The sequence below is a fragment of the Alkalihalobacillus phoenicis genome, from assembly GCF_047302405.1.
Taxonomy (GTDB): Bacteria; Bacillota; Bacilli; order Bacillales; family Bacillaceae_D; genus Alkalihalobacillus.
Genome location: NZ_CP154853.1, coordinates 1,437,440 through 1,453,976, shown reverse-complemented (window position 1 = coordinate 1,453,976; position 16,537 = coordinate 1,437,440). Strand labels below are relative to the sequence as shown.

Here is a 16,537-nt window from a genome sequence, read left to right as displayed (position 1 = left end):
TCCTTCTTTTACCCTGAATTAAACAGGATAAACAGGGTGCTTACGATTCGTAAAATCAATGTGCTTAGATTGATAGAGCTCGTATCTTTTGACAAGTTCTTGTCTTAATTCGTTTCCATGAATGATTCCGTCAATCACCATTTCTGATGCTAATCGATACACATCAATGTCCGCTTTATATTCAGCTCGTTTTTCTTCAATAAAAGCCGCCCTTTGTTCCTCTGGAAGCTCACTAATTTTTTTGGCATAAACAGCATTGACCGCAGCTTCTGGTCCCATTACCGCAATTTGGGCACTAGGTAGAGCAAGGCAGCAATCTGGTTCGAATGCAGGACCACACATCGCATACAGTCCCGCCCCATAGGCCTTACGAACAATGATCGAAATTTTTGGAACCGTCGCTTCTGAAATCGCCGCAACCATTTTGGCTCCGTGACGAATGATTCCAGCTTGCTCAACCTTTGTTCCAATCATAAATCCTGGGACATCTGTTAAGAAAAGCAAAGGAATATGATAAGCATCACATAAATTCACAAATTTGGTTACTTTATCAGCCGAGTCTGGGAAAAGCACCCCACCTTTAACACGTGGTTGATTGGCAACGATACCGACTGAACGTCCATTCAGTCTCGCGACACCGGTAATAATTTCTGCTGCAAATAACTTCTTAATCTCAAAAAAGGAATCCTCATCAACAACTCGCTCAATTAACTCGTACATATTAAAAGGCATGTTCTGATTTGCCGGGATAATATCTTCAATGGTCTTTTCAAAACTCTTCGGCTCCATCGCCTTACTTATCGCTGGACGTTTGGAATAATTGGCCGGAAAATAGGAAAGGTATTGACGCCCAAGAGCAATGGCTTCTTGTTCATTCGCTGCCAATATATCACCACAACCGGAAACCGAGCAATGCATTCTCGCCCCACCCATTTCCTCTAATGTGACTTTCTCGCCAATAACCATCTCCGCCATTCTTGGTGAACCTAAATACATTGAAGCATTTTGATCAACCATGATGACAATATCACAAAAGGCGGGAATATAAGCTCCACCAGCTGCTGAAGGTCCAAATAACAAACAAACTTGCGGAACTCGCCCAGATAATTTTATTTGATTATAGAATATTCGTCCTGCTCCTCGTCTCCCCGGAAACATTTCAACTTGATCGGTAATACGTGCTCCAGCCGAATCGACTAAATAAAAGATCGGGACATTTAATTTTTCAGCGGTTTCTTGAATTCGAATCATTTTTTCAACCGTTCTTGCCCCCCACGAACCTGCTTTAATAGTCGAATCATTCGCCATCACGCATACCGTTTGACCTTCAATTTTCCCAGTGCCTGTTACGACTCCATCCGCAGCCAACCCCTCTGACTCACAATTAGCAAATAAACCATCTTCTACAAACGAATCTTGATCAAATAAAAGATTCAGTCGTTCTCTAACAAATAATTTACTTTTTTTTGCATTGCTTTCGTGATACTTAACCGCCCCACCTTTTTGAAGAGATTCAATTCTAGTTTGTAATTCTTGTTGGAGTTTTTCAGTGTTTAATGACATACGCCTTCCTCCTCATCAAGCAAACTTTAGCTAAAAAATCTTTTTATCTATTCATTTGTAAACTATAACTAGGTAAAGGACGCCCCAACTTCCTTTCAATAAATTGAGCCGCTGCGATGATTTTTTCTAAGCTGATCCCTGTCTCAACTCCGATCTGCTCGAGCATATACAATAAATCGTCGGTTGCAACATTGCCCGAAGCACCTGGTGCATATGGACACCCACCTATTCCAGCGGTTGAGCAATCAAAGGTAGTAATGCCACTATCAATCGCGACGACAACATTAGCTAACCCTAAACCACGCGTATTATGAAAATGTAAGGCTAATTTCTCTCGCGGAAACCTTTTTAATAAAACATTCAAAACATCCTCCACCTGCTTAGGGTTCGCAATCCCGATTGTATCGCCGAGTGAAAGCTCATCAACTCCACTTTCTAATAACGCTTCCGACACTTTGATCACTTGATCCAAATCGATCTTTCCTTCATAAGGGCAGCCAAAAACCGTCGAGATATATCCTCTTGTTTTTTTACCAGCAGCGAGGGCGTTTTGAACCACTTCATTTAAAATGGGAAAGGTCTCATCAATCGACTTCGCAATATTTTTTTGGTTATGGGTTTCACTAGCTGACATAAATACCGCTATTTCATCGATTTTAGCTTTTAGCGCATTTTCTAAACCTCTTTGATTTGGAACGAGAGCTGAATAAGTCACGCCTTTAACACGCTTTATTTGTGTCGCCACTTCATAGGAATCTCTTAGAGCTGGAATCCATTTAGGTGGGACAAAAGAAGTCACTTCAATCGACTTTAAGCCGCTTTCTGATAATCTATCAATCCAGGCGATCTTATCTTCTGTCGCAACCCACTTTTTTTCATTTTGCAAGCCGTCACGTGGCCCAACTTCCTTCAGCGTGATTTCCTTCATCCACTTCACAAAATCACATCCTCTTGCTTCGTTTATTCCAATTCTAAAATGACATCTCCTTCGTTTATAAATTCACCTTCACTTGTTTTCACTTCTTTTACAACGGCTGCTATTTCTGCGGTAATCGGGATTTCCATTTTCATCGATTCTAAAATGGCGACTTCTTGACCAACCTCAACTGAGTCTCCTTTTTTTACGAGTAGCTTCCAAACATTCCCTGCCATACTTGCTTTAACTTGTGCCATTTGTTATTTTCCTCCTATCAAGTTAAGAAACGGTTATATATCGGTTCAGAAAATCTGTCGTTGTATCTCCTTTTTGAAAGGCTTCATGCTGAAAAATCTCAATTAACAAAGGGATATTTGTTTTAATTCCTTCAATTTTGTATTCTTTTAAAGCGTTGACCATTTTTTTGATCGCTTGCTCCCGTGTGTCGGCATGGACGATTAATTTGGCAATCATCGGATCATAAAAAGGCGTGACAGCCGAGCCTTCTTCCACTGCCATCTCATGTCGAATTCCTTCTCCTTCAGGTCGATTTAAAGTTGTAATTGTACCAGGTGAAGGGTAAAAGGTTTTTGGGTCTTCTGCATAAATACGTGCTTCTATCGCATGACCATTATTTAAAATATCTTCTTGCTTCAAAATAATCGGTTCTCCTTGGGCAATATCAATTTGAGCTTCTACTAAATCAAGCTTTGTAATTTCCTCTGTCACTGGATGTTCAACTTGTAATCTCGTATTCATTTCAAGAAAATAATAGTTTTGTTGTTCATCAACGATAAACTCAATCGTTCCAGCATTTTCATAACCGATCGCCCTAGCTGCTTTGACGGCAGCTTCTCCCATTTTCTTTCGTGTTTCTTTCGTTAAGAAAACAGATGGAGCTTCTTCAATCACTTTCTGATGCCTTCGTTGAATCGAGCACTCACGCTCCCATAAATAAATCGTTTCTCCGCTTTTATCCGCCAAAATTTGTACTTCGATATGACGTGGATTATGAATGTATTTTTCCATATACATCGAACCTTCTCCAAAAAAGCTGAGGGCTCTTTTTTGATTGCCAGCAAATGCTTTTTCAAGCTCTGATGGATCATGAGCCAGTTGCATCCCAATACCTCCACCGCCTGCTGAAGCTTTTAACATAACGGGGTACTCTATTTCCTCTGCCACTAAAAGAGCTTCCTTTACATCTGTTAAAGGATGTTCGATACCTGGAACAATCGGAACACCTGCTTTTATCATCTGCTTTCGTGCTTCAATTTTGCTACCCATTTTTTTTATTACATCCGCTGTGGGACCAATAAAAACAAGTTTCTCTGCTTCACACCTTTCGACAAATTCAGCATTTTCTGATAAAAGACCATAGCCAGGATGAATAGCACTTACATTAGTTTTCTTAGCTATTTCTATGATTTTATCGATGTTTAAATAACTTTCAGATACACGAGGCCCACCTAATAAATACGCTTCATCTGCTTCTTTTACAAATGGAGAATTGCTATCTGCCTCCGAATAAACAGCAACCGTTTGGATGGATAACTTTTTACAAGTTCTTATAATTCTAGAGGCTATTTCACCGCGGTTCGCAATTAATATTTTTTGAAACATAAAAGTCTCCTTTTTATTAGAGTCTGTTATTTTTTCACCTCATTTAACAACCAATTTCACGAGCAATGACCATCCGTTGAACTTCAGACGTCCCTTCACCTATTTCAAGTAATTTCGCATCCCGGAAAAAACGTTCAACTTGGTATTCCTTCATATAACCATAACCACCATGAATTTGAATCGCTTGGTCACAAACCTTCATACATATCTCGGAAGCATATAACTTCGCCATCGCGGCTTCTTTTTTAAACTTTTTCCCTTGATCTTTTAACCAAGCCGCTTTAAAGACCATATTTCGTGCTAATTCAATATTCATGGCCATATCAGCCAACTTGAATTGAATGGCCTGAAATTGAGAAAGACTTTGGCCAAACTGTTTTCTTTCCTTTGCATATTGTAACGATTTCTCATAAGCACCTTGAGCAATTCCAACAGCCATGGCCCCTATTCCAATTCTTCCCCCGTCCAAAGTCGCAAGAAACTGCTTGAAACCATTGCCTTCCACACCTAATAAATCTCCATTGGTAACGCTTACATTTTCAAGTACTAGTTCAGTCGTATTGGATGAATGAAGCCCTAATTTTTCATATTGATCATAAATTTTAAACCCAGGATCATTCGTTGGTACGATAAAAGCACTTATCCCGTTTATCCCCTTAGATTTATCAGTAACCGCAGTCAAAGCAAGATTTTTAGCAAAGCTTGCATTTGTAATAAAACATTTTGTCCCTGTGATTTCCCAATGATCCCCTTTTCGTTCGGCCTTCGTTTGTGTTCCACCCGCATCAGAACCAGCATTCGGCTCCGTTAAACCAAACGCCCCTAAATATTCACCGGTACAAAGTGGTGTTAAGTACTTTTGTTTTTGTGCTTCTGTTCCAAATAAATACAATGGTGCTCCCCCAAGTGAAATATGGGCTGAGTATGTTATTCCAGTTGAGCCACATACCCGACTTAACTCTTCAACAACAATCGCAAAGCTGATCGTGTCAGCTTCGGCACCACCATACTTTTCTGGAAAGGGTAAGCCCATTAGCCCTAGTTTGGCTAATTTTTTATAAATCGGTAGAGGAAACTCCCCTGTTCGATCCCTTTCATCCGCCTCTGGAGCTACTTCATTCTCAGCAAAATCTCGAATCAATTTCTTAATCATCGTTTGTTCCTTCGTTAGTTCAAAATGCACACGGCTTCAACCCTTTCTATTGGCATTTCAGAAAAACTTCTCTTGAACAATCGCTTTCCTATTAAACTCTCTTTTGCCTTTTACAACGGTGTCAAACTTAGCTTTTACGGATTGAGTTCTTTGTTGAGAAATCACTGGTTCGGTTTGTTCTGACTATTAATTGGATAGTTATCTTTAAAGGGGACTTGTTGAGTAAAAATAGGTGTGTAATGAAATGTTACAATTTAATCTTAATCAAACAAAGTGGAAAATTCAAGCAAAACCTTAAAAGCCATTTGGTGCTAGGGTTTGAAAAAATGCTTTTAGGTAGGCACGCTTTTTTTATTACTTATGCTCTAATTTTCGCACCTTAATTTCGACCAATTGGCTTTTTCATTACTTATCACTAATTACTCGCACTCTAATTTCGGCAACCCGGCTTTTTCATTACTTATCACCGATTATTCGCCCCTCAATTTCTGCAACTCATACATTTCATTCCTTCACATCACTAACAAAGCAACAAAAAACCAGCTAAATTTAGGACTAGCCCTAAATAAAAAACCATTCAATTGAATGGTTTTTTACTCTCCTCATATTGAATAAATAATCCAATAAACTGCTCAAACGTCTCGGCCACTTCAATCTCTCGCCACACTCCATCCTCTTCATAAAAAAAGACAACACATGGCTCTTCTAAATTCGTACGATAATCAAAAGCCAGCCAGCTAAACAAATCACCCGTTATTAAAATAAGTCCATTCGGTAAATGAAACTCTTCAATAAAAACATCAGAAAGACCTACTCCTTTTTCTAATTCAATTTCTTGCAAATAATGAATGACATACGGGAGCTCTTCACTTGGATAAATCGGTACGGCCAATTCGCCACCATTTTGGATTTTCATCAATTGTTTATAAAGATTTGGCAAAGATAAGTTAAGGCTTGTTTCCACCGAGAACAGAAGGTCATCCGTTAACATCTCGCCTGGTTTATACACACTACGTTCTTTCCATACTTCTTTTAATTGTTGCTTTGTCCAACTTTTCATGATCACCCTCCATATTCGTTATTGTACCAAGAGATAAAGAATCGGCAAAACAACCACTAACATGGACGTGCTGACAATCCAATTAGCATTCGCTAACTCGATCTCCAATTTATATAACTGTGCTGGGACTAAAGCCATTACAGCTGGAGGCATGGCCGCTAAGATTAAAATGACCTTGATTAAGAGTCCATCTTGATAAGAGCCTAACCCTAAAAAATAAGCTACTCCTACAACCACTACTGGAACAAGGACAGATTTTATAAAAGCTAAAGTAAAACCTTCTTTTAGATAAGTCCGAACTGATTTGACTCGCATTGTAAATCCTAAAGGCACGACTAATAAAAAAGTGGCCAAAGGAACAAGAAATTCATTTAAAGTGCCAAAAAATTCAGGTCGCTCTATCGTTGAGAAGTTTAAACCTACTCCAAGACAAACGGCTATAAGTGTAACCATAATAAAAGGATCTTTTATTAATTGTTTTAATTTTGACTTTTTAGCTTCCTTTTCACCAGCTTCACCGTATCTCTTCGCAACTGGAAAACAAACGGTATAATAAAATAATTCCTCAAACAAACGAAACATGGCCGCAATCGCTAATCCCATTTCACCTAAAAATAAAAAACAAAATAACATTCCGAATGAACCTAGATTGGAGAAACTACCGCTAACAAACATAGCACCTGTTTGTTTTTTATTATGCTGATAAATTCTCGCTGCGATTAAGGCAAAAACCCCGCCTATGAGTAGCGTGAATATACCTATTACTGGTAAAAATAAAAACTCCATTTCTTGAATTTCAACGATCCAAAAAGCCCCGATTAATATAAGAGGATTCATTCCTAAAATAACAAATGGGATCATATTTTTGATCAGTTTATCTAAAGGAATATGGGCCGGGAGCTTCTGTGTTTCAATTAAAAACCTAAGGAGGCGACCTCCAATTAGGCCGCCAACAATAATTCCAATCGCTAATAAAAAAGTAGTAAACATGTCTCCTTCTTCCTAACTATTCTTGCTCTAGCAGAGTCAACTCTGTCTCAAGAAATTCCACCAATTCTTTAATCATTTCTTCAGAAAAATCAAAGCGAATCCCCGCCTTTTCATAAACTTCAGCTAATGATTTTGAACTTCCTAGAGCCATTGCCTCTTTATAGTTTGTTAATGTTTGATTTTTGTTTTCTTTATATTGACGATACATTTGCACGGCACCTAATTGGGCAATGACATATTCAATATAATAAAATGGCACTTCAAAAATATGTAAAACGCCAAGCCATGCTATTTCACGCCATTTTTCAAAACCGGACCAATCAACAAAATTACTATCGATTTCTGTTAACAATTCCGCATATTTTTGGTTTCTTTCTTCCACCGAATGGTTTGGATATTCATACAGCCAATGCTGAAATTGATCAATGACAACACCAACTGGTAAAAATTGAATAATTCCTTTAATTTGCTCTTTTTTCGCTCGAATGAAATCTGCTTTTGTTGGATAAAATTGCTCCCATTTATCCATCGTTAACAACTCCATCGTCATACTTGCTAGTTCACTAGATTCCATCGGAGTTTCACGATAGATTTGGAGCGGTAACTCCTTTTTAAAATCATTATGAATACAATGTCCCATCTCATGAAATAAAGTGATCATATCATCGTGTGTTTTGGCATGATTCATAAAAATAAAGGAGAGTTCTGAAACCGGTAACGGGGCACAAAAACCACCGGGAGACTTTCCTTTTCTACTTTCTAAATCAAGCATCCCTTTTTGATTCATCTGCTCAATTAATTCAGCAAATCTTGGGTCTAATTCTCCAAGCACTTTTCGAACTCCAGCAATCAATTCATCTGTATTTGAAAATGGTTTTAAACGTTCTTCTCCTGCCAACACAGCTGATACATCCCATGGTAAATAGGGATCAACGCCCAGTTTTTTAGCATGCTCTTTTTGTAATTTTTCTTTTAACGGTTTTACATGTTTGGCAATACTAGCCGCTAATGTTTTACAGTCTTCCGGAGAATAATCAAATCGTTCGTATTTTTTAAACATATAGTCTCGATAATTAGCTAGATTGGCGTACTCTGCTTTTTTCTGCCTAATTTCTATTAATTCGGACATGATTTTTTGGAGCGGCTCCTCCGATTCGATAAACTTCTCTCGCATGGCCGCCATTGCTTTTTCTCTTTTCTTTCGATCGGTATCTTGTAAAAAAGGAGATAATTGTGGAAGGGTTAACTGCTCCCCTTCCCACTCGACGACCGAGGCTCCTGTAATTTCAAAATAGTTGGTGGCGAGTCTGTCTTCTTCAATTTCGAGCTTCACATTTTCTTTTCGAAATAAACTTTCGGCATTCTTTTTTCGTTTGAGCATAAACGCGTACTCTTCTTCTGGGAGCTGTTCTAATGCTTTAGATGCAAGCAGTTTTTGATCGAGTTTAGCTTCATACTGCTTCACAAGTGGTTCGATTACCTCTTGATCTTGTTCAAAAGCTTTTTTGGCTTCTTCGCTATCATTGTAACTATTAAAATCAATATAATGACCTGTTAATGCCTCTTCAATCGCATCAAGAAGTTTGGTTTCTTCTTGCAAATAGAAAAGAATGTCCTCTGCAGACTGTAAAGGGAGTTGCAAAAGCTGCTCAAATTGGTCGGATAATTGTTGCGTATTCGAGAAATCAATCACTTCTTGATAAAATTTCGTCATTTTTTCAGCTCCTTTTCTCTTATCCTATCAAATAATCATCTAGAAAACGACCGCTTGCCCTATATTTAGTCTCTTTTTTGCTAGCTATTAGTTACCTGTTAATAAAGTCGGATAAACATAAGGCAACTCAGGTTGATAGACAGAAACCATCTCACTTACATCAATATGTGGAATTACCCTTCCCTCATACTCCCTTGTTTGAATCACTCCACGAACGGTTACCCAGCCAGAATTTAAATGTTCGCTATGCTCAGCTGATTGAACGATAAATCCATATCCAATCGCATCGGCCACACAGCATGTAAAGGCAAATCGTGCAATCGCAAGTTCCCCTTTCTCTAGAGATGGATCATCATGCACAAACCCAGTAAACTCAATTTCTTTGCCAATATATGAGTCTAGGCGTAAGTGTAATAACGCAAGTACATCTAAAAACATTTCATCTTGGACAATAAGCCTACCATTTTGCTCAACTTCCATTGCCACCATTGTATAATGCTCCTCAATAAAATCGCTATTTCTCTCTACCCGTTCATCTGATAGTGGAAAAGTATAAGAAATTCCTTTTAGTTCCGCCATCTTCGTTGAAAGGGCATAGTCTGGCAAAATAAATCCAATCACAAGAATGAGAAATAATAATAGTAATGTACTATTTTTCCCCTTTTTCGTTTCCGAATCAGCCACACAAGTACATGAAGTCGGTTCCTTTGCTGTACTTCTCCAAATTTGACTTAAACCTAATAGAAGGAAAAAGACCATACCGATAATCACAATAAAATGCATAGAAGGAGCCACGTAATAATCAAGCGATCCGGATAAAACCATCGCTAGCAATAATAAACCAAATCCTAATAATAAAATACCAGAGAAATAGGTATAGCTTCCATTTATTTTGTTCATTAAGATCCTCCTTAAATCACGGCGATAACGAGCATTGTCAAAAATACGACGACCGTAACCACTACATGAAAAGCGAGAATAAATCGCCATTTGAAGGTTGAAAGCATCATGAGTGTATTTTTTAAATCAAGCATTGGTCCATAGATAAGAAAAGAAAGGGTCGCTTCAAAAGAAAAAGTACGTCCAAAGGAAGCGGCTATAAAAGCATCGGCTTCCGAACATAATGAGAGTAAATAACCTAAACCCATCATCATCATAATGCCAAAAACCGTTGTATCGCCTGTTAACGCCAGCCAGTCCCTTGCAAAAAAGGTTTGAAATAAACTCGCTAAAAAAGCACCTATCACAAAATAACGAGCCATAAACAAAAAATCATCGGCTGTATGATAAAAAATCCCTTTAATCCCTTTCTCATGTACATGTTCTTTATGTTCACTCACCTCATCATCAAGCAACACATCTGTTTTCCCACGGTGACGAAAAATAACATACATGATAATCGCAATGAGGCATGTACAAATAAAGGCTAGTCCCATCCGCCACCCAACCATTGACCAGTCAAGATTAAAGGCATAATACGTTGAAGCGGCCACAATCGGGTTTAAAATCGGCGCAGCCGTCATAAACGCAACGGCGACATGGATTGGAACCCCTTTTCGAATGAAATTACGAATGACAGGAACGATCGCACATTCACAAATCGGTAATAGACATGCAAGAATTAAAGCTGGAATTAAACTTAAAAAAGGATGTTTTGGAATCCACTTTGAAATATGACTTGGTTTAATATAAAGACCAATAAGAGCTGACATCAGAGCACCCGCGAGCAAAAATGGAAAGGCCTCTATTAAAATACTAAGAAAAATCGTCAAAAAAGAAACAGTTGTCTCTGCTAAAACAAAGGACCACTCTGCTTGCTTAAAAGCTGGGAAAGCGACAAGTAAAATGACGATCCCAACTAAAAGAATAAAACCAAACACATCTGTAAAGAAAGCTTTCATCCTATCGCTCCTTTCATCCCCTTTACTATATCTATTAAAATAGAGAGGATATAGAACCTATGAAAGCTGATTTACTAGATTTGTTTGGTTTTTTATTTGAATCTATTAAAATTCTTTGCTATTTTTACGAGCGTCGATATTCGTAAACGGCCTCAACATTTGCTTGAACTTGTAATTGTCCAAGCTGGACGGGTGTATGAGAAGAGGCTTCAAATGAATGTATGCGCGGTGTAAAAGGTTGAACAGGTGCACTTAATTCTTTGACTGCAATCGGAACCTTATCTAAATGAACACCTATTTCCGCAGTTAATACCGTTGCTTTTCTAGTAACATCAGCAATTGCTAATGATAATGCTTCATCATAAGCAGCTTTTTCATCCTGCAGCGTAAACTGAATTGCCTGCACTCGATTAGCTCCATTTAAAACGGCCGCATCGACAACTTCTCCTGTTAAATCAATCTGATCAAGAGTGATTTGCACAATATGAGTAAGACGGTAAGCTCGAAATACTTGTTGGCCATCCTGATAGTCATACATAGGTACTAGCTGATATTCGATTGTACGAATATCATTTGCTGGAACACCTAATTGTTGGAGAGCCGCAATAATTTGATTCATTTTCTCCCCATTTTCAACTTGTACCGTTTCAACAAGGCTCCCTTCTGTTTCAACCCCAAGCTGAATCACACTCTGATCAGGTGTAGCACTAACCTCCCCCGTACCATTTACAATTAATCGATCTTTGCCATGTTCAAGATTCATAATTAACCTCCTTAAATATAAAGCGGAATCCGTTTGGTCAGAAGCGAGAAAAAATACAGGGCGGCTGTTGAAGACGCTCTTTGTCTTCATTAAGACGACCGATTTTTCTCGAGCTTCTAACGGATGCAGCTAGACTGAATATAAAGCGGAATCCGTTTGCCTAGAAGCGAGAAAAATATACGTTTATACTTATTCTAACGATAAAAACACAAGAACATAAAATATAAAAAGGCCGCAAATCGTTATCATTTGCGGCTAGCTCTCTTTACCCAAACTGAGCATAATGAAGGCGGCTATAGACACCATCTTGCTCGATTAATTCTTCATGTTTTCCTTGTTCCGTAATCCCCTCTTTTGTAACGACAATAATGCGATCGGCATTTTTAATCGTCGCTAAACGGTGAGCAATAACTAACGTTGTTCTCCCTTTTGAAAGTTCGGCTAATGACTGCTGAATCGCCATCTCTGTTTCTGTATCAAGGGCAGACGTTGCTTCATCCAAAATGAGAATCGGTGGGTTTTTCAAAAACATCCGGGCAATCGCCAATCTTTGTTTCTGTCCACCAGATAACTTCACGCCTCTTTCTCCAATCACCGTTTGTAAACCTTCTGGTTGTGAACGAAGGAAATCATCTAGCTGAGCTTTTTTAGCGGCTTCATAAATCTCCTCATCCGTTGCATCCAGCTTTCCATAAGCAATATTTTCACGAATCGTACCCGAGAATAAAAAGACGTCCTGCTGCACGATCCCAATTTGCGTGCGTAATGATTGTAAAGTAATGTCTTGGATGTTATGGCCATCGACATAGATATTCCCTTCTCCTACTTCATAAAAACGAGGCAATAAGCTACATAATGTCGTTTTACCAGCTCCTGATGGTCCAACAAAAGCAACCGTTTCCCCTGGTTGAATCGACAAGCTAATATTATCTAAAATATTCTCTTTTCCACCATATCCAAATGTGACATTTTGATAGGAAATCGCCCCATTTACGGTCATATCTTTTGCGTTTGGATGATCATCGATATCGGGTTCCGTATCCATAATTTCAGTATATCGTTTAAAACCAGCAATTCCTTTTGGATAACTTTCAATAACCGCATTAATTTTTTGAATCGGTCCAAGTAAAATATTCGATAATAAAATAAAGGCAACAAATTCACCATACGTTAATTCCTGATTAATGACAAAAAAGGTCCCAAAAAGAAGTGTAAATAAAGTCACGACTCGCATAAACATATAGTTGGACATGACGTTTTGTGCCATAATTTTGTATGATTCAAGTTTCGTTTGACGATACATTTGATTGTTTTTGGCAAATTGTTTCTGCTCGTATTCTTCATTAGCAAAGGCTTGAACGACACGAATTCCACCGATACTATCTTCCACACGAGAATTGATTTCCGCGACATCACCAAACATTTTGCGGAACGTTTTGGTCATTTTTTTATTAAAATGAATCGCAAAAATCATCAATAATGGAATGACGATAAACGAAATAATCGCAAGCTTCCAGTTGATGCCGAGCATAATTAAAAAAGCTCCAAGCAAGGTCATTAATGCAACAAATACGTCCTCTGGCCCATGATGGGCAACTTCACCAATTTCCTCAAGGTCCTTTGTTAATCTCGAAATCGAATGACCTGTTTTATTATTGTCATAATAGCCAAAGGAAAGCTTTTGCATATGGCCAAACAACTTTTGCCTCATATCTGTTTCAATATTAATTCCAAGCTTATGCCCCCAATAAGTGACAACAAAATGGAGAAATGTATTTAGACCATAAATAACAAGAAGACCTACACACGCCCAAATGATGATATGCCATTCCCCTTGTGGCAACAAACGGTCAATGACTTGGTTAACCGCGAGCGGAAACGCCAACTCAAGCAAACCTACTAAAATGGCACACGAAAAATCTAGAATAAAGAGCCATTTGTACGGCTTGTAATAAGAAAAAAATCGTCTTAACAATCTATCTCACTCTCCCTAACAAGTTCACTTTCTTTTTGGTACTTAGATAGACGAAATAATTAACAAAAAAAAAGCTTTATTTGTCTCTATAAATAAAAGAAAATAAACTAATTGATAATGATAATCAATTATAAACTGATTTCCAAACATTTTCAATGCTCAATTGAGAGCTTTTGGCAAATAAAAAAGAATGAAGAGGTCTAAAACTCCTTCATTCGAAATGAAACAAACTTATTCATTATTCTATTTATAATCGTTTCTCTTTTCAGGTCAGCTATAACGCTCTAATAAATCATATAAGAAACCACCATTATGACCAAGATCCAAGAAATCCAAAGCAAAATAGGAAATCACTCCGGTTACGACAGCCCAGCCGATTACACTACCTAACACCCAGGCAGTTACTAACTTCTTGCTGCTTCCAAGTGAAATAGCTAACAGTACAGCTAAATGACTTCCAACAAAAACAGGACCAAGAAGAGCTAAACCTGGAAGTCCGTATCGATTCATGATTTTTTCCGCTCTTGCATTTTTTTTATTTGAAACTTTTCCTTTTCTCTCTCTTCTTTCCCTCTGCCATTCTCTAATTCGATCAGCCAAAGCAATCACTAAAATAACCGTAATGACATTCCCCGCTACCCCAACTAAAGTAACAAGAAAAACATTTAATCCGGCAAGGGCGCCGACAGGAATCGTAAATACAACTTCAATAAATGGTGTCGCCGCCGCTAAAAAAACAATAATGTAGGCAATAATAAAAGCGATAATCAATCTCCTCCAATTTTTCATAATTTCTTTTATTTTACCTGTTCCTCTTAAAATGTAAAGAATTTGTCTCAATATCCTTCATTTTGAATTAAGTAACGGTTAAAGAAGACCATTTTTCCATAATATTGATAAATTCATTGACGCCTCAACTTGTTCTAGTGTACTATTAAATTAACACACTAGAACAAAATGTATAGGAGGAATAAATATGAGTGCTTGGATTCAATTAGTCAAAAAAGAATTTCGTTTAGGTATTGGGATGCTCTATGCCGTTTTGGGAGGAACAACGGTCGTCACAATCTTTAGTTTTATCGCCTCCTCTATTGTTGGTGGAGTGGCCTATGAACAGATAACAATGTTAGCTTTGTTACTTTTATTCTTTCATTTATTTTTTCTCATTATTTATCTCTTAAATAGTTTACAAAAAGAAAAAATCCATCTCTGGTTGCATAATCCCTTGCCCGGATATGCACTACTTTTAGCAAAAATGGTCGCAGGAGTTATCTCTATGGTTATTTCCATGACATTCTCGATTTTTCTTTTATTCATCCCTGTTCTGCTTGGGGGGGTAAACTTTTCACTCGAGCATGGTGGCATATCTGTTTTCCCAGAAGCAATCACGCTTTTTCTTTCTTTGTTTTTTAATTTTTCATTTCAAATGATGATCGTTTTTCTTTTCTTTTGGGTCATTTATCTATTTTCACAAAAATATATGAGCACAGGATTCAGTTTTATCCTAACCATGTTTCTCTTTTTCTTATCGATGTTTATCTATGGTCAATTTACACAAACCAGTTTTTTTTCTGTATTAACGAATTGGGGATTAATCTCACTTGAAAATACAACGAGCTGGTTCAACTTCTCCCATTCAATAAACGAAATATCAATTACAATTGAGCAAACTATTCCCTCTTTTTATATGGGGAGATATGTAATAGAAGGATTTATTCTCATTGGGTTATTTTTGATTACGAGTTGGACTCTTGATCGAAAAATTGAGGTGTAATCTATGAGCGATACTTTTCATTCTTCAAAACCAATCTACAGTCAACTAGTGGAACGAATAAAAAAAGAAATTGTTCGTAATGATTTAAAACCAGGGGATAAGCTTCCTTCTGTACGGGAGATGGCTCTTCAATCTGGAGTCAATCCGAATACCGTGCAGCGAACGTATCGTGAATTAGAGTCAGAAAAAATCGCTGAATCAAAACGTGGCCAAGGAACATATGTAACCGAGAATCAAGTCGTACTCGAAGAAATGCGACAGCGGTTAAAAAAAGAGGAGATTTCTCAATTTGTCAGTAGTATGTATGAGATGGGTTATCAAAAGGAAGAGATTTTAACGGGGTTAGAAGAATTTTTTAATAAATATAATCGAGGTGAAAAAGGATGATTCGATTTTCAAATGTGACAAAACAATATAAAAAGAAAACAGCATTAACGGATGTAAATCTTGAGTTATCGCTCGGTAAAATCATTGGTTTAATTGGTGAAAATGGCAGCGGAAAATCAACCCTCTTAAAATTAATTGCTGGACTCGTCCACCCTACAAATGGCGAGGTCACCATATCCGCGGAAAAAGCAAATCGTCGAATCGCCGCAAAAGTAAGTTATTTATCTGATCTTGATCACTTTTACTCTTTTATGACCGTTTCGGATACGCTCGCTTTTTATCAAAGTCAATTTGCTGATTTTAATATGGAAAGAGCAAAGGAAATGATTGATTTTATGAACTTAGTAGGCAGAGACAAAGTTAAACATTTATCCAAAGGAAATCGCAGTCGTCTAAAAATTACCTTAGCCTTAGCCCGCGATGTTCCAATCGTCCTTTTGGATGAACCGCTGTCCGGATTAGACCCACTTGTACGCGACTCGATTATTAAAAGCCTCATTTCCTTTATTAATTTAGATAAACAACTGATTTTAATTACGACCCATGAAGTAATGGAAGTTGAAATGATTTTAGATGAAGTCATCGTCCTAAAAGAAGGTCAAATCATCGGTCACAATCATGTAGATGATTTGAGAACTCGTGAGAATAAAGGAGTATTGGATTGGATGAAATCACTTTATGCATAGCGAAAAACTCAAAATGATGAATTTTTTATTCG

16 protein-coding genes are annotated in these 16,537 nt (G+C 37.7%); 3 read left to right on the top strand and 13 right to left on the bottom strand.

All coding sequences use genetic code 11. The features are described from left to right. Positions 1–18 precede the first annotated feature (18 nt). From AA0017_RS06925 to AA0017_RS06865, 13 genes are all read right to left on the bottom strand, one after another. Positions 19–1,563 (bottom strand): acyl-CoA carboxylase subunit beta, encoded by a 1,545-nt coding sequence (locus AA0017_RS06925; protein ID WP_413380347.1) that lies wholly within the window; start codon positions 1,561–1,563, stop codon positions 19–21. Between the two features lie 43 nt (positions 1,564–1,606). Next, the gene (locus AA0017_RS06920) at positions 1,607–2,500 is read right to left on the bottom strand and encodes a hydroxymethylglutaryl-CoA lyase (RefSeq protein ID WP_413380345.1); all 894 of its coding nucleotides are present in this window, start codon (positions 2,498–2,500) and stop codon (positions 1,607–1,609) included. 23 nt (positions 2,501–2,523) lie between these two features. Continuing rightward, positions 2,524–2,736 carry an acetyl-CoA carboxylase biotin carboxyl carrier protein subunit gene (locus AA0017_RS06915; RefSeq protein WP_413380344.1) on the bottom strand — a complete coding sequence of 71 codons (213 nt, stop codon included), beginning with the start codon at positions 2,734–2,736 and terminating at the stop codon, positions 2,524–2,526. A gap of 22 nt (positions 2,737–2,758) precedes the next feature. Beyond that, positions 2,759–4,102 carry an acetyl-CoA carboxylase biotin carboxylase subunit gene (locus AA0017_RS06910; protein ID WP_413380343.1) on the bottom strand — a complete coding sequence of 448 codons (1,344 nt, stop codon included), beginning with the start codon at positions 4,100–4,102 and terminating at the stop codon, positions 2,759–2,761. Positions 4,103–4,145: 43 nt separating this feature from the next. After that, positions 4,146–5,285, bottom strand: a complete 1,140-nt coding sequence (locus AA0017_RS06905; protein WP_413380342.1) for an acyl-CoA dehydrogenase — start codon at positions 5,283–5,285, stop codon at positions 4,146–4,148. Positions 5,286–5,832: 547 nt separating this feature from the next. Next, positions 5,833–6,315 carry an SMI1/KNR4 family protein gene (locus AA0017_RS06900; RefSeq protein WP_413380341.1) on the bottom strand — a complete coding sequence of 161 codons (483 nt, stop codon included), beginning with the start codon at positions 6,313–6,315 and terminating at the stop codon, positions 5,833–5,835. An 18-nt stretch (positions 6,316–6,333) separates the two neighbouring features. Beyond that, on the bottom strand, positions 6,334–7,305 hold the full coding sequence (locus AA0017_RS06895) for an AEC family transporter (protein WP_413380340.1): 972 nt from the start codon (positions 7,303–7,305) through the stop codon (positions 6,334–6,336). A 16-nt stretch (positions 7,306–7,321) separates the two neighbouring features. Next, positions 7,322–9,019, bottom strand: coding sequence for a M3 family oligoendopeptidase (locus AA0017_RS06890; RefSeq protein WP_413380339.1), 1,698 nt, complete (start codon positions 9,017–9,019; stop codon positions 7,322–7,324). Positions 9,020–9,106: 87 nt separating this feature from the next. Further along, the gene (locus AA0017_RS06885; RefSeq protein ID WP_413380338.1) at positions 9,107–9,919 is read right to left on the bottom strand and encodes a TIGR03943 family putative permease subunit; all 813 of its coding nucleotides are present in this window, start codon (positions 9,917–9,919) and stop codon (positions 9,107–9,109) included. A gap of 11 nt (positions 9,920–9,930) precedes the next feature. Beyond that, positions 9,931–10,920: a permease gene (locus AA0017_RS06880; protein WP_413380337.1), complete on the bottom strand. Its 990-nt coding sequence runs from the start codon at positions 10,918–10,920 to the stop codon at positions 9,931–9,933. A 124-nt stretch (positions 10,921–11,044) separates the two neighbouring features. Continuing rightward, positions 11,045–11,683 (bottom strand): SIMPL domain-containing protein, encoded by a 639-nt coding sequence (locus tag AA0017_RS06875; protein ID WP_413380336.1) that lies wholly within the window; start codon positions 11,681–11,683, stop codon positions 11,045–11,047. Positions 11,684–11,948: 265 nt separating this feature from the next. Beyond that, entirely contained in the window at positions 11,949–13,658 is a 1,710-nt protein-coding gene (locus AA0017_RS06870) for an ABC transporter ATP-binding protein (RefSeq protein ID WP_413380335.1), read from the bottom strand. 270 nt (positions 13,659–13,928) lie between these two features. Next, a complete protein-coding gene (locus tag AA0017_RS06865) occupies positions 13,929–14,498 on the bottom strand; it encodes a small multi-drug export protein (RefSeq protein WP_413380334.1) in 570 nt (189 codons plus the stop codon). A 136-nt stretch (positions 14,499–14,634) separates the two neighbouring features. Between AA0017_RS06865 and AA0017_RS06860 the strand changes: the two genes are divergently transcribed. The 3 genes from AA0017_RS06860 to AA0017_RS06850 are packed head-to-tail and all read left to right on the top strand — an operon-like array spanning position 14,635 to position 16,505. Continuing rightward, complete coding sequence (locus tag AA0017_RS06860; RefSeq protein ID WP_413380333.1) at positions 14,635–15,432, top strand: hypothetical protein; 798 nt, start codon at positions 14,635–14,637, stop codon at positions 15,430–15,432. Positions 15,433–15,435: 3 nt separating this feature from the next. After that, positions 15,436–15,819 (top strand): GntR family transcriptional regulator, encoded by a 384-nt coding sequence (locus AA0017_RS06855; RefSeq protein ID WP_413380332.1) that lies wholly within the window; start codon positions 15,436–15,438, stop codon positions 15,817–15,819. Next, positions 15,816–16,505 (top strand): ABC transporter ATP-binding protein, encoded by a 690-nt coding sequence (locus AA0017_RS06850; RefSeq protein ID WP_413380331.1) that lies wholly within the window; start codon positions 15,816–15,818, stop codon positions 16,503–16,505. The genes AA0017_RS06855 and AA0017_RS06850 overlap by 4 nt, the downstream gene beginning before the upstream one ends. Positions 16,506–16,537 lie beyond the last annotated feature (32 nt).

Excerpts from the sequence above, each read along its gene's own strand:
- AA0017_RS06880 (WP_413380337.1), bottom strand. The coding sequence starts at position 10,920 with ATGAAAGCTTTCTTTACAGATGTGTTTGGTTTTATTCTTTTAGTTGGG.
- AA0017_RS06885 (WP_413380338.1), bottom strand. The coding sequence starts at position 9,919 with ATGAACAAAATAAATGGAAGCTATACCTATTTCTCTGGTATTTTATTA.
- AA0017_RS06900 (WP_413380341.1), bottom strand. The coding sequence starts at position 6,315 with ATGAAAAGTTGGACAAAGCAACAATTAAAAGAAGTATGGAAAGAACGT.
- AA0017_RS06895 (WP_413380340.1), bottom strand. The coding sequence starts at position 7,305 with ATGTTTACTACTTTTTTATTAGCGATTGGAATTATTGTTGGCGGCCTA.
- AA0017_RS06860 (WP_413380333.1), top strand. The coding sequence starts at position 14,635 with ATGAGTGCTTGGATTCAATTAGTCAAAAAAGAATTTCGTTTAGGTATT.
- AA0017_RS06915 (WP_413380344.1), bottom strand. The coding sequence starts at position 2,736 with ATGGCACAAGTTAAAGCAAGTATGGCAGGGAATGTTTGGAAGCTACTC.
- AA0017_RS06910 (WP_413380343.1), bottom strand. The coding sequence starts at position 4,102 with ATGTTTCAAAAAATATTAATTGCGAACCGCGGTGAAATAGCCTCTAGA.
- AA0017_RS06925 (WP_413380347.1), bottom strand. The coding sequence starts at position 1,563 with ATGTCATTAAACACTGAAAAACTCCAACAAGAATTACAAACTAGAATT.
- AA0017_RS06875 (WP_413380336.1), bottom strand. The coding sequence starts at position 11,683 with ATGAATCTTGAACATGGCAAAGATCGATTAATTGTAAATGGTACGGGG.
- AA0017_RS06855 (WP_413380332.1), top strand. The coding sequence starts at position 15,436 with ATGAGCGATACTTTTCATTCTTCAAAACCAATCTACAGTCAACTAGTG.
- AA0017_RS06850 (WP_413380331.1), top strand. The coding sequence starts at position 15,816 with ATGATTCGATTTTCAAATGTGACAAAACAATATAAAAAGAAAACAGCA.
- AA0017_RS06890 (WP_413380339.1), bottom strand. The coding sequence starts at position 9,019 with ATGACGAAATTTTATCAAGAAGTGATTGATTTCTCGAATACGCAACAA.